This is a genomic window from Streptomyces sp. NBC_00234, from assembly GCF_036195325.1.
Taxonomy (GTDB): Bacteria; Actinomycetota; Actinomycetes; order Streptomycetales; family Streptomycetaceae; genus Streptomyces.
In genome coordinates, this window is record NZ_CP108101.1 from 4,122,106 (window position 1) to 4,139,345 (window position 17,240).

Annotated in this window: 11 protein-coding genes; 3 read left to right on the top strand and 8 right to left on the bottom strand. The window is 67.8% G+C overall.

From position 1 onward, the window contains the following. Nucleotides 1-19 precede the first annotated feature (19 nt). The 3 genes from OG230_RS18005 to OG230_RS18015 form a co-directional block, all read right to left on the bottom strand. Nucleotides 20-1,720, bottom strand: a complete 1,701-nt coding sequence (locus OG230_RS18005; RefSeq protein ID WP_328911257.1) for a protein kinase family protein — start codon at nucleotides 1,718-1,720, stop codon at nucleotides 20-22. Between the two features lie 130 nt (nucleotides 1,721-1,850). Then, entirely contained in the window at nucleotides 1,851-4,007 is a 2,157-nt protein-coding gene (murJ, locus tag OG230_RS18010) for a murein biosynthesis integral membrane protein MurJ (protein ID WP_328911258.1), read from the bottom strand. Nucleotides 4,008-4,056: 49 nt separating this feature from the next. Next, nucleotides 4,057-6,354 (bottom strand): DUF6049 family protein, encoded by a 2,298-nt coding sequence (locus OG230_RS18015; protein ID WP_328911259.1) that lies wholly within the window; start codon nucleotides 6,352-6,354, stop codon nucleotides 4,057-4,059. Nucleotides 6,355-6,536: 182 nt separating this feature from the next. On the opposite strand from OG230_RS18015, the gene OG230_RS18020 reads away from it, so the two are divergent. Then, nucleotides 6,537-7,979: a CCA tRNA nucleotidyltransferase gene (locus OG230_RS18020; RefSeq protein WP_328911260.1), complete on the top strand. Its 1,443-nt coding sequence runs from the start codon at nucleotides 6,537-6,539 to the stop codon at nucleotides 7,977-7,979. Between the two features lie 93 nt (nucleotides 7,980-8,072). On the opposite strand, the gene OG230_RS18025 is transcribed toward OG230_RS18020, so the two are convergent. From OG230_RS18025 to OG230_RS18040, 4 genes are all read right to left on the bottom strand, one after another. Next, nucleotides 8,073-9,350: an MFS transporter gene (locus OG230_RS18025; RefSeq protein ID WP_328911261.1), complete on the bottom strand. Its 1,278-nt coding sequence runs from the start codon at nucleotides 9,348-9,350 to the stop codon at nucleotides 8,073-8,075. A 122-nt stretch (nucleotides 9,351-9,472) separates the two neighbouring features. Further along, complete coding sequence (locus tag OG230_RS18030; protein ID WP_328911262.1) at nucleotides 9,473-10,555, bottom strand: inositol-3-phosphate synthase; 1,083 nt, start codon at nucleotides 10,553-10,555, stop codon at nucleotides 9,473-9,475. 61 nt (nucleotides 10,556-10,616) lie between these two features. Then, complete coding sequence (locus OG230_RS18035; RefSeq protein WP_328911263.1) at nucleotides 10,617-11,324, bottom strand: PadR family transcriptional regulator; 708 nt, start codon at nucleotides 11,322-11,324, stop codon at nucleotides 10,617-10,619. Between the two features lie 507 nt (nucleotides 11,325-11,831). Beyond that, entirely contained in the window at nucleotides 11,832-11,990 is a 159-nt protein-coding gene (locus tag OG230_RS18040) for a hypothetical protein (protein WP_328911264.1), read from the bottom strand. A gap of 99 nt (nucleotides 11,991-12,089) precedes the next feature. Here OG230_RS18040 and OG230_RS18045 point away from each other — a divergent pair, with 99 nt between their 5' ends. Both OG230_RS18045 and OG230_RS18050 read left to right on the top strand, forming a co-directional pair. Continuing rightward, nucleotides 12,090-14,450: a transglycosylase domain-containing protein gene (locus OG230_RS18045; RefSeq protein ID WP_328911265.1), complete on the top strand. Its 2,361-nt coding sequence runs from the start codon at nucleotides 12,090-12,092 to the stop codon at nucleotides 14,448-14,450. 131 nt (nucleotides 14,451-14,581) lie between these two features. Beyond that, entirely contained in the window at nucleotides 14,582-16,093 is a 1,512-nt protein-coding gene (locus OG230_RS18050) for a glycosyltransferase family 87 protein (protein ID WP_328911266.1), read from the top strand. 24 nt (nucleotides 16,094-16,117) lie between these two features. On the opposite strand, the gene OG230_RS18055 is transcribed toward OG230_RS18050, so the two are convergent. Continuing rightward, nucleotides 16,118-17,149 carry an alanine racemase gene (locus tag OG230_RS18055; protein ID WP_328904764.1) on the bottom strand — a complete coding sequence of 344 codons (1,032 nt, stop codon included), beginning with the start codon at nucleotides 17,147-17,149 and terminating at the stop codon, nucleotides 16,118-16,120. Nucleotides 17,150-17,240: the final 91 nt, after the last annotated feature.

Genomic DNA, 17,240 nt, shown 5'->3' on the forward strand with positions numbered 1-17,240 from the left:
GCCCCCTCCCCTGGTGACGTCAGCTGGTGATCTTGATATCCGAGACCTTGCCGCGGAATCGTCCGTCGTCACTCAGCGGCAGATTGGTCAGCCAGACCAGAACGTACCGTGCCTTCACCGGTTCGTCGGGCTTGAGTGACACCTTCGTACCCGATCCGTCGGCGACCTTCTTGAAACCACCGGGAAGCGCGGGCACGGACGAGTCCTCCGTCGTCCGGAGCTCCACCGAGGTGGTGCCGCCGAGGAAGGAGACGTCGACAGCCCCGACCTGCTGGACCTTGCCGAGGTCGAGAACGACCCCGACACCGTCCTTGAGATTGCCGAAGTCGGCGGTGAAGTAGCCGTCCGTGTGCCAGAAGGTGGAGGAATCACCGTCGTGCACGTTCTTTATCGCAGCCGGTTTCTCCGAGCCGTCCACCCCGAGGGGGTCGTAGTCCCGGGCCCCGACGATGGAGACGGGCTTGCCCGTTGCGATCTCCTGGTTCTTCTCGTCGTCTTCCGGCGTGGTCTGGGTGGTGCCCGGATCCACGGGGTCCTTGCGCCGGTCGAGGACCGTCTCGGCCAGCTGCCAGCTGCCCAGACCGAGTGCTGCGATCAGGAGGGCGGACACGGCCCACTTCAGTGCCCTGCCGGTACGGCTCTGCAGCGGAGCCGGCGGTGCGGCCATGACGGGCTGGGCCGCCTGGTTGGGGCGGGCGGACGGGCGCCCGTAGGTGCCCTGCTGGTAGGTCGTGCGCTGGTACTCGGGCGGCGCGGTAAACGTCGGTTCCGGCGGCAGGATGCGCGGCATGGCCGCGACGGCCTTGGCCAGCTCGTCCGGCGTGGTGCAGGGCTGCTCCTGCCGGGAGGCGGTCGCACCGTCGTTGGCGAGCGCCCGCATGGCGATCTCCGATAGCCCGCGGTGGACACCAGCCCGCACCTGGTCGGGAGCGATCAGGCCCACGCCCTTCGGGAGCCCGGAAAGGCCGTAGGCGTCGTCCTCGTAGGGCCAGCGATGTGTCAGCGCGGCGTAGAGCAGTGCTCCGATGGCTTCGGTGTCCGTGCGCAGCGGGCGCTCGGCGGTGATGCCACGCAGCGCGGCGTTCACGGCGAGACCGCGAATCCGGTACTGCCCTGTGGAACTGCGCAGCACGGCTCCGGGAGTGAGCCTCAGATGCGCGAGACCCTCACGGTGCGCGGCTGCCATCGCCTGTGAGATCTGGCTGACCAGCTGGTAGGCGTCGTGGGCCTCCAGCGGCCCGGAGGCCAGCAGAGCGGTGAGCTCGGTGGCGTCCGGAAGCCATTCATGGACGACATAGACGAGGTCGTCCTCCTCGACGGCGTCCAGGACCTGCACGAAGCGCGGGTCGCCGAGCAGCGCGGAGGACCGGGCGGCGGCCAGCACGGAGCGGGCGCGCGGGTGGTCGGCGGGGAGGAGGTGTACCCCCACCGCACGGCGCAGTTTCTCGTCCACAGCGCGCCAGCTGCTAAATCCGTCCAGACGGGTGACGCACTCTTCGAGGCGATAGCGTCCGGCGAGCTTGTGGCCGCTGTGCAGATCGGGTGCCGGGGGAATGGCCCGTGAACCGTCCCGCCCCCCGTTCGCGTCCTTGGGGCTCACACCTGCTGTGTCCTGGGGTTCCGCGGTCCCGTCGGTCGTGGCCTCGTCCGCCTTGGCGGTCAGCGGCTCGTCGCCGCTGTTGTCGGCCACGTCGACGGCAGCCGTGCTACGTTCCGCCACCGTCGTTCCTGCCTCCCCATCCGTTGAGCGATGCCAGCCGGCTCTGCACAGTCACGCCAATTGTGCCCACACTCCGGCGCTATGCACGACACGCGGTGTCCGGCGATGGTTGTGCGGGCCCGGGTCCCCTTTACCGTCCGAGTCGCCCCCGGACCATGCCGACCATGCCGTTGAGCTCTTCGATGCGCATCTTCTTGGCTGCCAGGAAGAAGACTGCCAGCAGCACGATGCCGCCGCAGACGAGGGCGACCAGTGAGCCGAGCGCACCCTCGCCGAGTGCCGTCAGGAGGGCGAATCCGACGCCGCCGCCGACGACGGCCGCAGGTACCGCTGCCAGGCAGAGACGGGCGTAGGTGCGCACGATGTGTGCACCGTCCAGGTCGCCGCCCAGCCGGTTGCGCAGTCGGCGCCAGGCGATACCGACACCCACGGCGTAGGCGAGTCCGTACGAGGCGGCCATGCCGACGACTGCCCACTGGGCCGGAAGGAGCACGTAGCAGAGGGCGGAGGCGGCTGCGTTGACCGCGGCGACGATGACGGTGTTGTAGAAGGGGGTCCGGGTGTCCTCGTACGCGTAGAAGCCGCGCAGCACGACGTACTGCACGGAGTACGGGATGAGGCCGAGGCCGAACGCCATCAGGATGAAGCCCATGGAGCGGGCGGCCTCGGTGCCGCTGGACGCGTACAGCAGGGTGCACATGGGCAGACCGAGCGCCAGGAACGTGAAGGCGACCGGCACGATGGCCACGGCCGAGTTCCGCAGGCCCTGCGAGATGTCGTCGCGGACCGCGCCGGGGTCGTTGTCGTGGGCAGCCCGGGAGATACGGGGGAGCAGAGCGGCCATGACCGAGACGGTGATGATGGCCTGCGGCATGCCCCAGATCAGCTGGGCGTTCGAGTAGGCGAGGAAGCCGGTCCCGTCCGTGTCGGACGAGGCTCCCGCAGACGTCGCCAGCTGGGTGACGACGAGGACGCCCGCCTGGTTGGCCAGGACGAACAGGACGGTCCACTTGGCCAGCTTGATCGTCTTTCCGAGCCCGTGGCCCCTCCAGTCGAAGCGCGGGCGGAAGCGGAAGCCTGCCTCACGCAGGTACGGGATCATCGCGAGCGCCTGCACGACCAGGCCGAGCAGGGTGCCGATGCCCAGGAGCCGGATGCCCTCGTCCGGGATCGTCTCCACGCCCATCTGGGATTCGCCCGAGGTGCCGTAGACCCAGATGAACAGACCGAACGTGAAGATCATGACGACGTTGTTGAGGACCGGGGTCCACATCATCGCGCCGAACTTCCCCCGGGCGTTCAGAATCTGCCCCATCACGACATGGATGCCCATGAAGAAGATGGTCGGCAGGCAGTACCTGGCGAACGTGACGGCCACGCTGTTGGCCGCGGCGTCTGTCGCGATCGTCCGCGACATCATGCTGATCAGCCAGGGTGCGGCGAACACGGCGATCGCGACGATCACACCGAGCGCGACCATCACGAGGGTCAGCAACCGGTTCGCGAACGCCTCGCCGCCGTCCTCGTCGTCCTTCATGGAACGGACGAGCTGCGGGACGAACACGGAGTTCAGTCCGCCGCCCACGGTCAGGATGTAGATCATCGTGGGCAGGGTGTACGCGATGGTGAAGGCGTCACCGAGCAGGGCCGCACCCAGCGCGGCGGTGATCACCAGGCTGCGTACGAACCCGGTGAGTCGCGACACCAGGGTGCCGGCCGCCATCAGGGCACTGGACTTGAGCAGGCTGGAGGCCCGGCCGCCGGACTTGGGCGGGACGGGAGCGGGTGCCGGTTCGGGTTCGGGCGTGCCGGAGGGCTTTCCCGAACCTTCCTGGTCCCGGAAGAGGTGGGCGAAGGCGTCCGGCTCCTCACGGTCGTCGGACGCGCGGGTGACCAGATCGTCCACTCCGACGAACTGGGTGGTCGCCGCGTCGTCGCCGTACGGGAGGTGCCGTGACGGGCCCGAGGGCTCCGGAGCGGGTGTCTGAGCCCACAGCCGGGGGTCGGGGGCGTACTGCGTCGCCGGCGGCTGCTGGTAGAGGGGCTGCGGCTCCTGGAACGTGCCCGGCGGCGGCGGCGGGTGCGCGGCGCGGTCGTAGAGCGCTTCGCTCACCGGATCCTGGGCCGCGAGATCCTGGGCCCGGTAGGGATCGTGGTCGTAGGCGTGCTGAAGGTACGGATCGGGGGGCGTCGGGCTGTCGTAGCCGTCCGGAGGCACCGCCGGCCCACCGGGGGAACCACCTCCGCCCGCGCCCTGGCCGCGGTCACCGTCGTACGGCGCGTTCATCGAAACCCCACCTCATCGTCCCCGGCCGACCGGCCACGACAGACATCGCTCAACGGTCCACTTTCTCACCCGTTCCTGACGGGTCCCCGCTTTCCGGACCAGTGTCCGGCGTCGGGTCACTCGGCTGCTCGGGTTCGCCGCCGTTGTCCTCCGTTGTGTCGCTTGCGATGGTGCGCTTGCGGTGTGTGTACATCCTGATGCCTGCGAGGACCAGCAGCAGCAGTCCGCCCGCGATGACGAGCAACACGGTCGGCGTGACTTCGGAGACCTTGACCGTGAAGGTCATTTCTTCGCCGTACGGTGTGCCGTCCTCGGTGAACAGTCGCGCGGTGACCTGCACCTGTCCGTTGACGTTGGCCGCGGCGTCGAACTTCACGGACTGACTGTGACCGCCCGCGATCTTGACGGGCTGTTCCGCCACGGCGCCGCCGTCGTTGAGCTTCAGCCTGGTCGCGTTCTCCGACGTCAGCCGGAGAACCAGATGGTCGACGCCCTGCACCAGCTTGTTCTGGACCGTCACGGGAATCGTCGCGCTCCGGCCGGACAGGGTGACGTCCGACTTCGCGATGAGCTGGACCTCGCTGGTGAGGCTACGCAGGTAGGTGCGTACCGAGTCACGGTACCGCTGCGCCTCCAGGGGCCTGCCCCGCCATGACGTCGACATGGAGCGGTTGATCGCGTTGCCGAAGGGGGTCACCACCCGGTCGCGCTGGGTGAGGATGACCTCGAAGCTGTCGAGCGAGTCCGTGGTGGTCCTGATGTCCTGGAACGCCTGAGTGGGGAGCTCCTGGCTGCGCAGCTTCTTCGGGTACTGCGAGGACCGGGGCACCTTGGTCGTGGCCTGGGCGTCGGGCTTCTCCTCGGCCGCGGCCGTCAGGTCGATCGGCTGCGTCCACCGCTCGTCCAGGAGCGCCCGCAGGGAGTCGGCCATCGATTGGGCCTGGGAAGCACTGGGGGTGCGCTGGGGGGCGACGACGATGCTGCGCTGCTTCTCGGGGACCTGTTCCGTGAGCGCCAGCGTCTGGGCCAGGAACTTCTGGACGGCGAGCGTGGAGTCCCCGGCGTGCGACATGTCGCCCTTGAAGGCCGTCGAGAGCCGGTAGTCCGCCACGACGGCCGTGGTGCCACCGCCGATCGGCCGGGCGGCGGTCGGGGTGTAGAGAAGGCTGCCGGTCTCCGCGAGGCTGTCGCTGCGGGCGATCACGTTGTGCGCGCCGGCCGAGGTGGAGACGTCGACGATCGACGGATCGATCGCACCCTCCACCGGCCAGGCGAAGTCGGTGGACGGCTTCACATGGAGGATGGTCTCCACGGTCGTCCCCGCCACCTCGGTGGCGGTCTGCAAGTGGCTGAGCGTGCCTGTGACGCTCTTGCCCCGGTGCGCGATCGAGGCCAGATCGGGGTCGGCGAACGGCAGGGCGATCACCTTGCCGTCCTCCACGGCCGTTCCCAGTGCCGTCAGCCACTGCTTGGCGACGTCCTGGTTCTTGCCCGCGACCGTGGTGTCCCCGACCTTGATCCGGTAGTTCTTCGTCATCGCGTCGACGGTGGCTAGCAGATCCGGGTCGATGACCCAGGTCACCGGGAGCTGGCGGCCCAGCGAGACGAGCTGTTCCAGCCGTCCGCCCGGGGCAAGCTCGGCTGCGAGATCGTCGTCGGCGAAGACCGGTGTCTGCTGTTCGTCCGAGCCCGTCTCCGCGCTGACATGCGCGGAGGCGATGAGCGGCCAGAGATACGTCAGCTTGGTCTTGGCGTCGCTCTCCTTGGGCTGCCAGGGAAGGAAGGTGCGCTGAATGCCCAGCACCTGCTCATAAGGCAGACGGGCAGTCTGGCCGGAGAGCGAGACGCCGAGCTGATAGACGCCCGCGTCGTTCAGCGGCAGCTTGCCGACGGGCACCGAGAGCTCGAAGTCCTGGCTGATGCCGGACCGCAGATTGGCGGTCTTCACCGTGTACTTGCCGCCGAGTGGAGCCGGATCGACTCCCGGTACGTACCCGGTGCGCTTGGCGGCGTCGTCGATCGCGGTCCTGCCGGACAGCTTCGGACCCACACGCAGATCGATTTCCGCGTTGGTGATCGTTTCCTTGCCCTTGTTCGTCAGGGTGCCGGAGACGGTGAGTGTGTCGCCTTTCACTGGCGCGCTGGGGGTCAGTGTGTCGAGCGACACGGCGACCGTGCTCGATCCGGTGGGGGCTTTCACAGGTCCCGCGGCCTCGGCTGCCGACGCGGTGGGACCGCTGAGGAGACCTGCCAGCAGAGGTGCCCCGACCAGCAAGGAGGCTGCGCGCCTCAACCACCGGCGGGCAGGAGCGGGACTCATCCCCTGAAAGTCTGCCGCCTCGGCCACGCGCCTACCCGTCCCTCGTCGTCGTCACTGCTGTCGATCGTTGTCGGTCTTTGCGTCCCCGCATGGTAACGATGTGCGCCGGAGCTAAGTGCTGGGGACTGCGCCACATGATCGGGAGAGTCTCGCAGGGTCGCAAGAAACGATGACGCCCGGGCCGGTCGGTGCACGTACCCTTTTCTGTTGTGCCGAACGCCAAGGAAGACAACGCCAGTGCACTGAGCCAGGTGCAGCACCGCGCAGTCAGTGAACTGCTGCGAGTGTCCCCGGTCGCCGACGACCTCGCCCGCCGATTCCAGGAGGCCGGATTCAGCCTCGCCCTGGTCGGTGGCTCGGTCCGCGACGCGCTGCTCGGCAGGCTCGGAAACGACCTGGACTTCACGACCGACGCCCGCCCCGAGGACGTACTGAAGATCGTCCGGCCGTGGGCGGACTCGGTGTGGGAGGTCGGAATCGCCTTCGGCACGGTCGGGTCCCAGAAGGACGGGTACCAGATCGAGGTCACGACGTACCGGTCGGAGGCGTACGACAGGACCTCGCGCAAGCCCGAGGTCTCTTACGGCGACTCCATCGAGGACGACCTCGTGCGTCGGGACTTCACGGTCAACGCGATGGCTGTCGCGCTGCCGCAGAAGGAGTTCATCGACCCGCACGACGGCCTGAAGGACCTTGCCGAGCGCGTGCTGCGGACCCCGGGTACCCCGGAGGAGTCGTTCTCCGACGACCCGCTGCGCATGCTGCGCGCTGCGCGGTTCGCCGCGCAGCTGGACTTCGAGGTGGCCCCCGAGGTCGTCGCGGCGATGACCGACATGGCTGGGCGCATCGAGATCGTCTCGGCGGAGCGGGTCCGCGAAGAGCTCAACAAGCTGCTTCTCTCCGCGCACCCGCGCAAGGGACTGGGGCTGCTGGTCGACACGGGCCTGGCGGACCACGTGATGCCGGAGCTTCCCGCGCTGCGGCTGGAGAGTGACGAGCATCACCGCCACAAGGACGTCTACGAGCATTCGCTGACCGTTCTCGAGCAGGCCATCGATCTGGAGGAGGACGGGCCTGACCTCGTACTGAGGATCGCTGCCCTGCTGCACGACATCGGTAAGCCGAGGACACGTCGTTTCGAGAAGGACGGCCGGGTCTCGTTCCACCACCACGAGGTGGTCGGCGCGAAGATGACCAAGAAGCGGATGACCGACCTCAAGTACTCCAACGACATGGTCAGGGACGTCTCGAAGCTCGTGGAACTGCATCTGCGCTTCCACGGTTACGGCGACGGGGAGTGGACCGACTCGGCGGTCCGCAGGTACGTGCGTGACGCCGGCCCGCTACTGGAGCGTCTGCACAAGCTGACCCGTTCGGACTGCACCACGCGCAACAAGCGCAAGGCGAACGCTCTCTCGCGGACCTATGACGGCCTTGAGGAGCGCATTGCGCAGTTGCAGGAGCAGGAGGAGCTGGATTCGATCCGGCCCGACCTGGACGGCAACGAGATCATGAAGATCCTGGGTGTGGGTCCGGGGCCGGTGATCGGCAAGGCGTACACGTTCCTGCTGGAGCTGCGGCTGGAGAACGGGCCGATGGAGCGAGACACGGCGATCGCCGCGCTCAAGGACTGGTGGGCGACGCAGAGCTAGCTGATGCCGGCGCGGGTCATGTTTCACGTGAAACATGACCCGCGCCGGTTTCGTCGAAGGGCGCTGTTTCACGTGAAACAGCGCCCTTCGACGTCAGGTGGAGCCGCTCAGTACTCCCCCGACTCGCCTCCACCGGAACAGGGCCACGGAGACGGCTGCGTAGAGCACGGCCACTCCGACCACCACGACGACAGATCGTCCGTCAGCGGGCAGCAGTAGAGCGGACATCCCCGCTGCGGCGACGAAGGCCACATTGAACAGGACGTCGTAGAGGGAGAAGACCCTGCCGCGGAAGGCGTCGTCCACGGAGGTCTGCACCACCGTGTCCGTGGCGATCTTCGCCCCCTGGGTGACGAGGCCGAGAAGGAACGCCGCGATCAGCATCGGCCCGATGACGAAGGACAGTCCCAGGGCCGGTTCCAGGACGGCCGCCATGCCCGCGCAGAGAGCTATCCAGCCGTACCGGCCCAGCCGGGCCACGGCCCAGGGGGTCACCACCGCAGCCACGAAGAACCCCGCCGCGGAAGCTCCCAGCGCGAGTCCGAGCAGAGCCAGTCCATCGGACTCGGTGTCGGACCAGGCGTACCGGCAGAGCATCAGCACCATCACGGTCAGCGCCCCGTAGCAGAAGCGCATCACCGTCATGGCTGCCAGAGCGCGGGCCGCGTCCTTCCGCTCGGCCAGATGGCGCAGTCCGGCGACGAGGCCGCGGGCCGTGGTGGCCAGTGCCTCGCGAAGCCGCAGATGGTTCGCCGCGTCCGGGCCCAGCAGTCGCCGCGGCAGGCTGAGTGACGTCACGGCCGAGACGAGGTAGAGCGTCGCGCCCAGCATGACCACCGCGGCGTCGGACCCGTCGGCCACCAGTCGCACGGCGAAGGCGAGCCCGCCGCCGGCGGCGGCAGCCAGCGTTCCGGCCGTCGGCGAGAGGGAGTTGGCGATGACGAGCCGGTCGGCGTCGACCACGCGTGGGAGTGCCGCGGACAGCCCGGCGAGTACGAAGCGATTGACCGCTGTGACGCAGAGGGCGGAGGCGTAGAACAGCCAGGTGGGTACGGAGCTGAGAATCAGCAGAGCCGTGCAGCAGGCGAGTACGGCCCGCAACAGGTTCCCGTACAGGAAGACCTGACGGCGCGGCCAGCGGTCCAGGAGGACGCCGGCGAAAGGGCCGACCAGTGAGTACGGCAGCAGCAGCACCGCCATGGCGGAGGCGATGGCGGCGGGCGTCGCCTGGTTCTCCGGGGAGAAGACGACATGCGTGGCGAGAGCGACCTGATAGACGCCGTCCGCCGACTGGGAGAGAAGCCGTACGGCGAGAAGGCGACGGAAGTTCCGAAGGCGCAGGAGTACGCGCAGATCACGCACGACAGGCATGTGAACAAGCGTCACACATGTTGAGGGTCCCCGGGCGGATTGCCCGGGGACCCTCAACATGTGGAAGGGGAGGAGCGTTACCGCTCATCGCCCCGGTGAGGCTGTGTGCCGTGAACGGCTGCTCAGCGCTCGACCTCGCCAGCGATGAACTTCTCGACGTTGGCAGCGGCCTCGTCGTCGAAGTACTGCACCGGCGGGGACTTCATGAAGTACGAGGACGCGGAGAGGATCGGGCCGCCGATGCCGCGGTCCTTGGCGATCTTCGCTGCGCGCACGGCGTCGATGATGACACCGGCGGAGTTCGGGGAGTCCCACACCTCGAGCTTGTACTCGAGGTTCAGCGGAACGTCGCCGAAGGCGCGGCCCTCGAGGCGCACGTACGCCCACTTGCGGTCGTCCAGCCAGGCCACGTAGTCCGACGGGCCGATGTGGACGTTGTCCGCACCCAGCTCGCGGTCACGGATCTGCGAGGTGACGGCCTGCGTCTTCGAGATCTTCTTGGACTCCAGGCGCTCACGCTCGAGCATGTTCTTGAAGTCCATGTTGCCGCCGACGTTCAGCTGCATCGTGCGGTCCAGGACGACACCGCGGTCCTCGAACAGCTTCGCCATCACGCGGTGCGTGATGGTGGCGCCGACCTGGGACTTGATGTCGTCGCCGACGATCGGGACACCGGCCTCGGTGAACTTGTCCGCCCACTCCTTGGTGCCGGCGATGAAGACCGGGAGAGCGTTGACGAACGCGACCTTGGCGTCGATGGCGCACTGCGCGTAGAACTTCGCAGCGACCTCGGAACCGACGGGCAGGTAGCAGACGAGGACGTCGACCTGCTTGTCCTTGAGGACCTGGACGATGTCGACCGGGGCCTCCGTGGACTCCTCGATCGTCTGGCGGTAGTACTTGCCCAGACCGTCGTGGGTGTGGCCGCGCTGAACGGTCACGCCCGTGTTCGGCACATCGGCGATCTTGATGGTGTTGTTCTCGCTGGCGCCGATGGCGTCCGCGAGGTCGAGGCCGACCTTCTTCGCGTCGACGTCGAAGGCGGCGACGAACTCGACGTCACCGACGTGGTACTCGCCGAACTGGACGTGCATCAGACCGGGCACCTTGCCGGCCGGATCGGCGTCCTTGTAGTACTCGACGCCCTGCACCAGCGAGGCGGCGCAGTTGCCCACGCCAACGATGGCTACGCGAACCGAACCCATGCCGATTGCTCCCTGTGTGTTCTCGGTGTTCCCCGTAGGGCCTTGCGGACCTGCGGGGTTTTCACTTGGTGGTGTCGTCGGACGGATCCGGCAGGGTGGAATCCCGGTGCCGGGGCAGGCCGCCCGTCTCTCCTGATGTGTCCTGTTGAGCGGAACCTTCGGTCGGGGACCTTCGCTGATCCCGTCCCGACCGCTCGCTCTCGATGAGCTCGTTCAGCCAGCGAACTTCGCGCTCCACGGACTCCATGCCGTGTCGCTGCAGCTCAAGCGTGTAGTCGTCGAGTCGTTCACGGGTGCGGGCGAGCGAGGCGCGCATCTTCTCGAGGCGCTCCTCAAGCCTGCTGCGGCGACCCTCCAGCACACGCATCCGTACGTCTCGCTCCGTCTGACCGAAGAAGGCGAAACGAGCGGCGAAGTGCTCGTCCTCCCAGGCATCGGGGCCGGTGTGCGAGAGCAGCTCCTCGAAGTGCTCCTTACCTTCTGCCGTCAACCGGTAGACGATCTTGGCCCGGCGTCCTGCGAGTGAAGACGCGGGAGCGACCGCCCGGCCCGTGGCGGGAGGAAGGTCTGCCGGAGCATTTCCCGGCTCCTCGATCAACCAGCCATGGGCGACCAGCGTCTTGAGGCAGGGATAGAGAGTGCCGTAACTGAAGGCGCGGAAGATCCCCAGCGAGGTGTTGAGGCGCTTGCGCAGCTCGTACCCATGCATCGGGGATTCGCGGAGCAGGCCGAGTACGGCGAATTCGAGGATGCCTGAGCGTCTGCTCACCTTCGCCTCCTCTTCCTTCTCCGTGTGCTCCGGCGGAGCTCTTCGGTGCGACGTATGCCGTGCTGATGTATCGACTCGATACATCAGCACGATAGATCGGTCTGCTCGCTTCGACAAGGGCGACCTTCGTGAGCGGCGTCACATCACCAATTCGTAGGAAGCGACTTGCGTTATTTGGGGTGAACTTCGGCGCTAGGGGGGTTTTGACCGTGCGTAGTCTGGGCGGCATGCAGACCACCGGGAACCGTGCGGCGCTCCCGAGCGTCAGTCTTCGCGGACTGCCGGATGCGCTGCGGATGAGCCCTCCGCAGGGTTTGTCCGTAATTCGGGGGGACCGGATCTCAACTGCCGCTTCCAGGCGCTCTCGCCTGCCCGAGGAGTAGTCGTTCGATGAGCGAGCACCGTCGCAAAACGTCGCAACCGCAAGGTGGCGGACGCGCAGCGGCCAGACGAGCCGCCCAGCCTGCAGGACGTCGCGCAGCACCGTCACGCAGAGTAAGTAATGAATCACCTTCGGAGCCGTACGGCGAGGAACGCCAGTACGGCAGTCGTGCCGAAGCCCGTCGAGCCGCCCAGCGCGGCGGACGCCGCAGGGGACCCGAGGAGCTCAGCTCCGGAGCCGGCGGCGGTGGCCGCCGGCGCGGTGGAGGCGGTGGGGGTGGCCACGAAGGCCCCGGCCGCGGCCGGGGCGGCGCAGGTGGCTACCCGGCGAAGAAGCGCTTCATCGACTACCCGCGCTCCGGGAAGTACGGCTTCCGTCGCTGGGTGCCGTCCTGGAAGCTCGTCTCGGGTGTGTGTCTCAGCTTCCTCGGTCTTCTGATGGGCGTGGCCGGAGTCGCGTACGCGATGGTCGTGCCGCCCAAGGTGAGCGATGCGGCCAAGGCGCAGAACAACGTCTACTACTGGGAGGACGGCACACAGCTGGCCGCGACCGGTGGTGAGGTCAACCGTCAGGTGATCAGCTACGAGCAGATCCCCGAGGCGATGCGCGACGCCGTCATCTCGGCCGAGAACAAGACGTTCGAGGACGACAAGGGCATCGACCCGATGGGTATCGCCCGAGCCTTGTTCAACATGGCCAAGGGCGGTGAAACCCAGGGCGGCTCGACGATCACCCAGCAGTACGTGAAGAACTCGATGCTCTCCCAGGACCAGACCCTGAGCCGGAAGTTCAAGGAGCTCTTCATCACCCTGAAGGTCGGCGGGGAGATGGACAAGCGTGACGTCATGGCCGGCTACCTCAACGTCTCGTACTACGGCCGGGGCGCCTGGGGACTTCAGGCGGCAGCGCGTACGTACTACGACAAGGACGCCACGGACCTGACCCCGAGCGAGTGCGCCTTCCTGGCCACGCTGCTCAAGGGCGCGACCTACTTCGACCCGGCGGGTGTCCCCGAGGTCGACCCCCACAAGGCCACGAAGGCCAAGAACAGGGCGCGGGCGGAGGACCGCTGGAAGTGGATCCTCGACGAGGAGGTCAAGGACAACAGGATGGAGGAAGCGGAGCGCGTCACGTACGACACGTTCCCCATGCCTGTTGCGCCCAAGAAGAACGCCCAGCTGGGCGGTCAGACCGGCTACCTCGTCGACCTCGCCAAGTCGTACGTCCTCAACAACACCGACGTGACCTCGCAGGAGCTCGCCCGGGGCGGGTACGAGATCTTCACGACCTTCAAGAAGGACAAGGTCAAGCAGCTCCAGAAGGCCGTCGAGGACGTGGACTCCGCGAACATCGACCCGAAGAAGCGTCCCACCAAGGACACCCACGTCGAGTTCGGTGGGGCGTCGATCGACACGAGCACCGGAGCCATCGTCGCCACGTACGGCGGCCGGGACGCGACCGAGCACTACACCAACAACGCCGACCCGACCGGTGCCCAGGTGGGCTCGACCTTCAAGCCCTTCGTGCTGGCCGCCGCGATGCAGTACGGGAAGCGTGACCCCAAGCTCGGCGAGGAGCAGAGCCTGGCGGAACGCACGCCGGTCTCCCCGAAGAGCGTCTACAACGGTGACAACCTCCTGAAGATCACGGACTACAAGGGCGAGATCTGGGAGAACGACGACGGGGAGCAGTGGCGGCAGACCAACGACGGTGACCATTCCTACGGCGACATCGACCTGCGCTACGCCATGGAGCAGTCCGCCAACTCCCCCTACGTACAGCTCGGTATGGACGTCGGCACCGACAAGGTGAAGGACGTCGCCATGGCCGTCGGGCTCCGGGACGACGACTACATGGCGAACTCGGAGGTTCCGTCGTTCTCCATCGGTACGTCGTCGCCGAGTGCCATCCGGATGGCCGGTGCGTACGCGACGTTCGCCACCAGTGGCATGCAGCGCGAGCCCTTCTCGGTCCTTGAGGTGAAGGAGAAGGGTGCGCCGATCTTCCAGCACAAGATGAAGCCGAAGCGCGCCCTCGATCCGATCATCGCGGACAACGTCACCGACGTGCTGAAGAACGTCGTCGAGAACGGAACGGGTACGCCGGCCAAGCTGCCCGGCCGCGACGTGGCGGGCAAGACGGGTACGACGGACGGCAACAGGTCGGCCTGGTTCGTCGGCTACACCCCGCAGCTGTCCACCGCCATCAGCATGTTCCGCCTGGACGACAACGAGAAGAACACCAAGCGCGAGTTCCTCAAGATGTTCGGCACCGGTGGCGAGGAGAAGATCCACGGCGCTTCGTTCCCCGCGCAGATCTGGCACGAATACATGGCCACGGCCATGAAGGGCATGAAGGTCAAGAACTTCCCGAAGCCGCAGCCGTGGGGCGACAAGATGTACGGCGGTGGCGCGGCCAGCCCGACGCCGACGCCGACCGTCACCGCTTCGCCGACCCCCTCGGCCGAGCCGTCGACCATGTCGCCGACGCCGACGCCTTCTTCCCCGACCCCCACGCCGAGTAACACCTGTGGCATCTGGGGTTCGCAGGACTGCAAGGACAACGGCGGTACCAACACCGGTACGGACACCGGCGGGACCACGGAGGGAACGACCGACGGAACGACCGACGGAAGCGATACCGCCGGCACCACCGACGGAACCGATACGACCGGCACGACCGACGGAAGCGGGAACGGCGGGAACGGCAACGGGAACGGCGGGTTCTTCGGGGGCGGCGGATAGCCTCCGGTAGGACAGCGCCCGGCGACGGGTCTGCCCGAGGACGACGACGAGGGCCGCCGCACCACCCGGTGCGGCGGCCCTCGTCGTGTCCCGGGGCGGGCCACACCGCGCGCACAGTCCCGTACGGCAGGATGTGCGGCATGCCAAGCGCAGAAGACACGAGCGTGCACCAGGAGCGGCCCGTCGTACGGCCCACGCACCAGGACGAGATCGCCGCGGCCGGCAGCGAGCTGATCGGCGGGCGAGTGGGACGCCGGGCGCTGCTCGGCAGGAGCCCGCTGACACCTGTGCGTGTCATCGCGCTGGTCGCGATCGGGATGTTCGCGCTCGGCATGGTGCAGAAGATCCCCTGCTACGAATGGGCCTGGTTCAGGGGCACCACCTCGCAGTACACGCACGCCTGCTACTCGGACATTCCGCACCTGTACATGGGGCGCGGCTTCGCCGAAGGGCTCGTGCCGTACTTCGACCGGCTCAGCGGCGACATGGAGTACCTCGAGTACCCGGTCCTGACCGGTCTGTTCATGCAGGTCGCCTCGTGGCTGACGCTGACGCCCGACAGCGACCCCGTACAGCAGCGCGAGCAGATGTACTGGATGGTCAACGCGGGCATGCTGATGGTCTGCGCCGTCGTCGCCGCGGTGTGCGTCGCCCGTACGCACCGGCGCCGCCCCTGGGACGGTCTGCTGGTCGCCCTGGCGCCCGCCCTGGCGCTCACCGCCACGATCAACTGGGACCTGCTGGCCGTCGCCCTGACGGCCGCGGCGATGCTCATGTGGTCCCGGGGGCGTGCGCTCGCGTTCGGCATCCTCATCGGCCTGGCCACGGCCGCCAAGTTCTACCCCGCGCTCCTGCTCTGGCCGATTCTGCTGCTGTGCTGGCGGGCGGGGAAGTGGAGGGCGTTCTTCCATGCGGTGCTGGGCGCGGCGGCTGCCTGGCTGCTGGTCAATCTGCCCGTGATGGTGTTCGCCCCCGAAGGCTGGAAGAAGTTCTACACCTTCAACCAGGAACGGCCGCTCGACTTCGGGTCCTTCTGGCTGATCATCACCCAGCGCACAGGCGTGGCCATCGACGTCGAGACGGTGAACGTGGGGTCGACGCTGCTGATGGTGGTGGCGGTCCTGGCGCTGGCGGTGCTGGCCCTGGTCGCCCCGCGCAGGCCGCGTTTCGCGCAGCTCGCGCTCCTGCTGGTCGCGGCCTTCGTCCTGACGAACAAGGTGTACTCGCCCCAGTACGTCCTCTGGCTCATTCCGCTCGTCGTGCTGGCCAGGCCGCGCTGGCGCGACTTCCTCATCTGGCAGGCGTGCGAATGCATGTACTTCCTGGGGATCTGGCTGTACCTCGCGTACACGACCAGCGGCGACAAGCACCAGGGGCTGCCCGAGGAGGGCTACCAGATCGCGATCGTCCTGCACCTGCTGGGAACGCTGTACATCTGCGCCGTCGTCGTCCGGGACATCCTCATGCCCGAACGCGATCCCGTACGGCGCGACGGATCCGACGATCCGTCCGGCGGTGTGCTCGACAACGCGCCGGACGTGTTCGTACTCGGAGAGGCGCCGCATCCGGCACGGCACGCGGCGCACGCGGTCGAGGGACCGCGGGTGGAGTGGGGCGCCGCGCGAGGACCGGCCACCGACTGAGGGCGGCGGGCCGGCCCTCCCGGATCAGCGGTCGACGAGGCGGTCGAACTGGGTGGTCGTGTGGCGCAGGTGGGCCACCAGTTCGTCGCCGACCTTCGGCTCCTGGGCGTCCGACGGCACGAACAGGATCGACACCTGCATGTGCGGGGGCTCCGCGAACCAGCGCTGCTTGCCCGCCCAGACGAACGGCGAGAGATTCCGGTTGACCGTGGCCAGACCGGCGCGGGCCACCCCCTTCGCCCGCGGCATCACGCCGTGCAGGGCCTTGGGAGCCTCCAGGCCGACGCCGTGGGACGTACCGCCGGCCACGACGACCAGCCAGCCGTCGGAGGCCACCTTCTGCTGGCGGTAGCCGAAACGGTCACCCTTGACGACCGGCGTGACGTCGAGGACGGCGCCCCGGTACTCGGTCGCCTCGTGGTCGCCGAGCCAGAGCCGCGTACCGATACGGGCGCGGAAGCGGGTCTGCGGGAACTGCTGCTGCAGCCGCGCCAGTTCCTCGGCCCGCAGGTGGCTGACGAACATGGTGTGCAGCGGCAGCCTGGCCGCGCGCAGCCGGTCCATCCAGCCGATGACCTCTTCGACCGCGTCCGAGCCGTCCGTGCGGTCCAGCGGCAGGTGCAGGGCGAAGCCTTCGAGCCGTACGTCCTCGATGGCGGCGTGCAGCTGCCCCAGCTCCTCCTCCTTCACACCGTGGCGCTTCATCGAGCTCATGCACTCGATGACGACCCGGGCCCCGACGAGGGCGTGGACGCCGTCGACGGAGGAGACCGAACGGATGACACGGTCGGGGAGCGGCACCGGCTCCTCGCCCCGCCGGAAGGGGGTCAGGACGAGCAGGTCGCCGCTGAACCAGTCCTTGATACGAGCTGCCTCGTAGGTGGTTCCGACGGCGAGGGTGTCGGAGCCGAAGCGGATCGCCTCGTCGGCGAGCCGCTCGTGGCCGAAGCCGTAACCGTTGCCCTTGCAGACCGGTACGAGACCGGGGAACTGGTCGAGCACGGACTTCTGGTGCGCCCGCCAGCGCGCGGTGTCTACGTAGAGGGAGAGCGCCATGGCCGGCCCGGAACCTTTCTTGTGGCTGCGGTGTATCAGAGGTATGCGGAACGTACTGAAGCGTCCATTGAAGCGAACGGCACCGATTTCG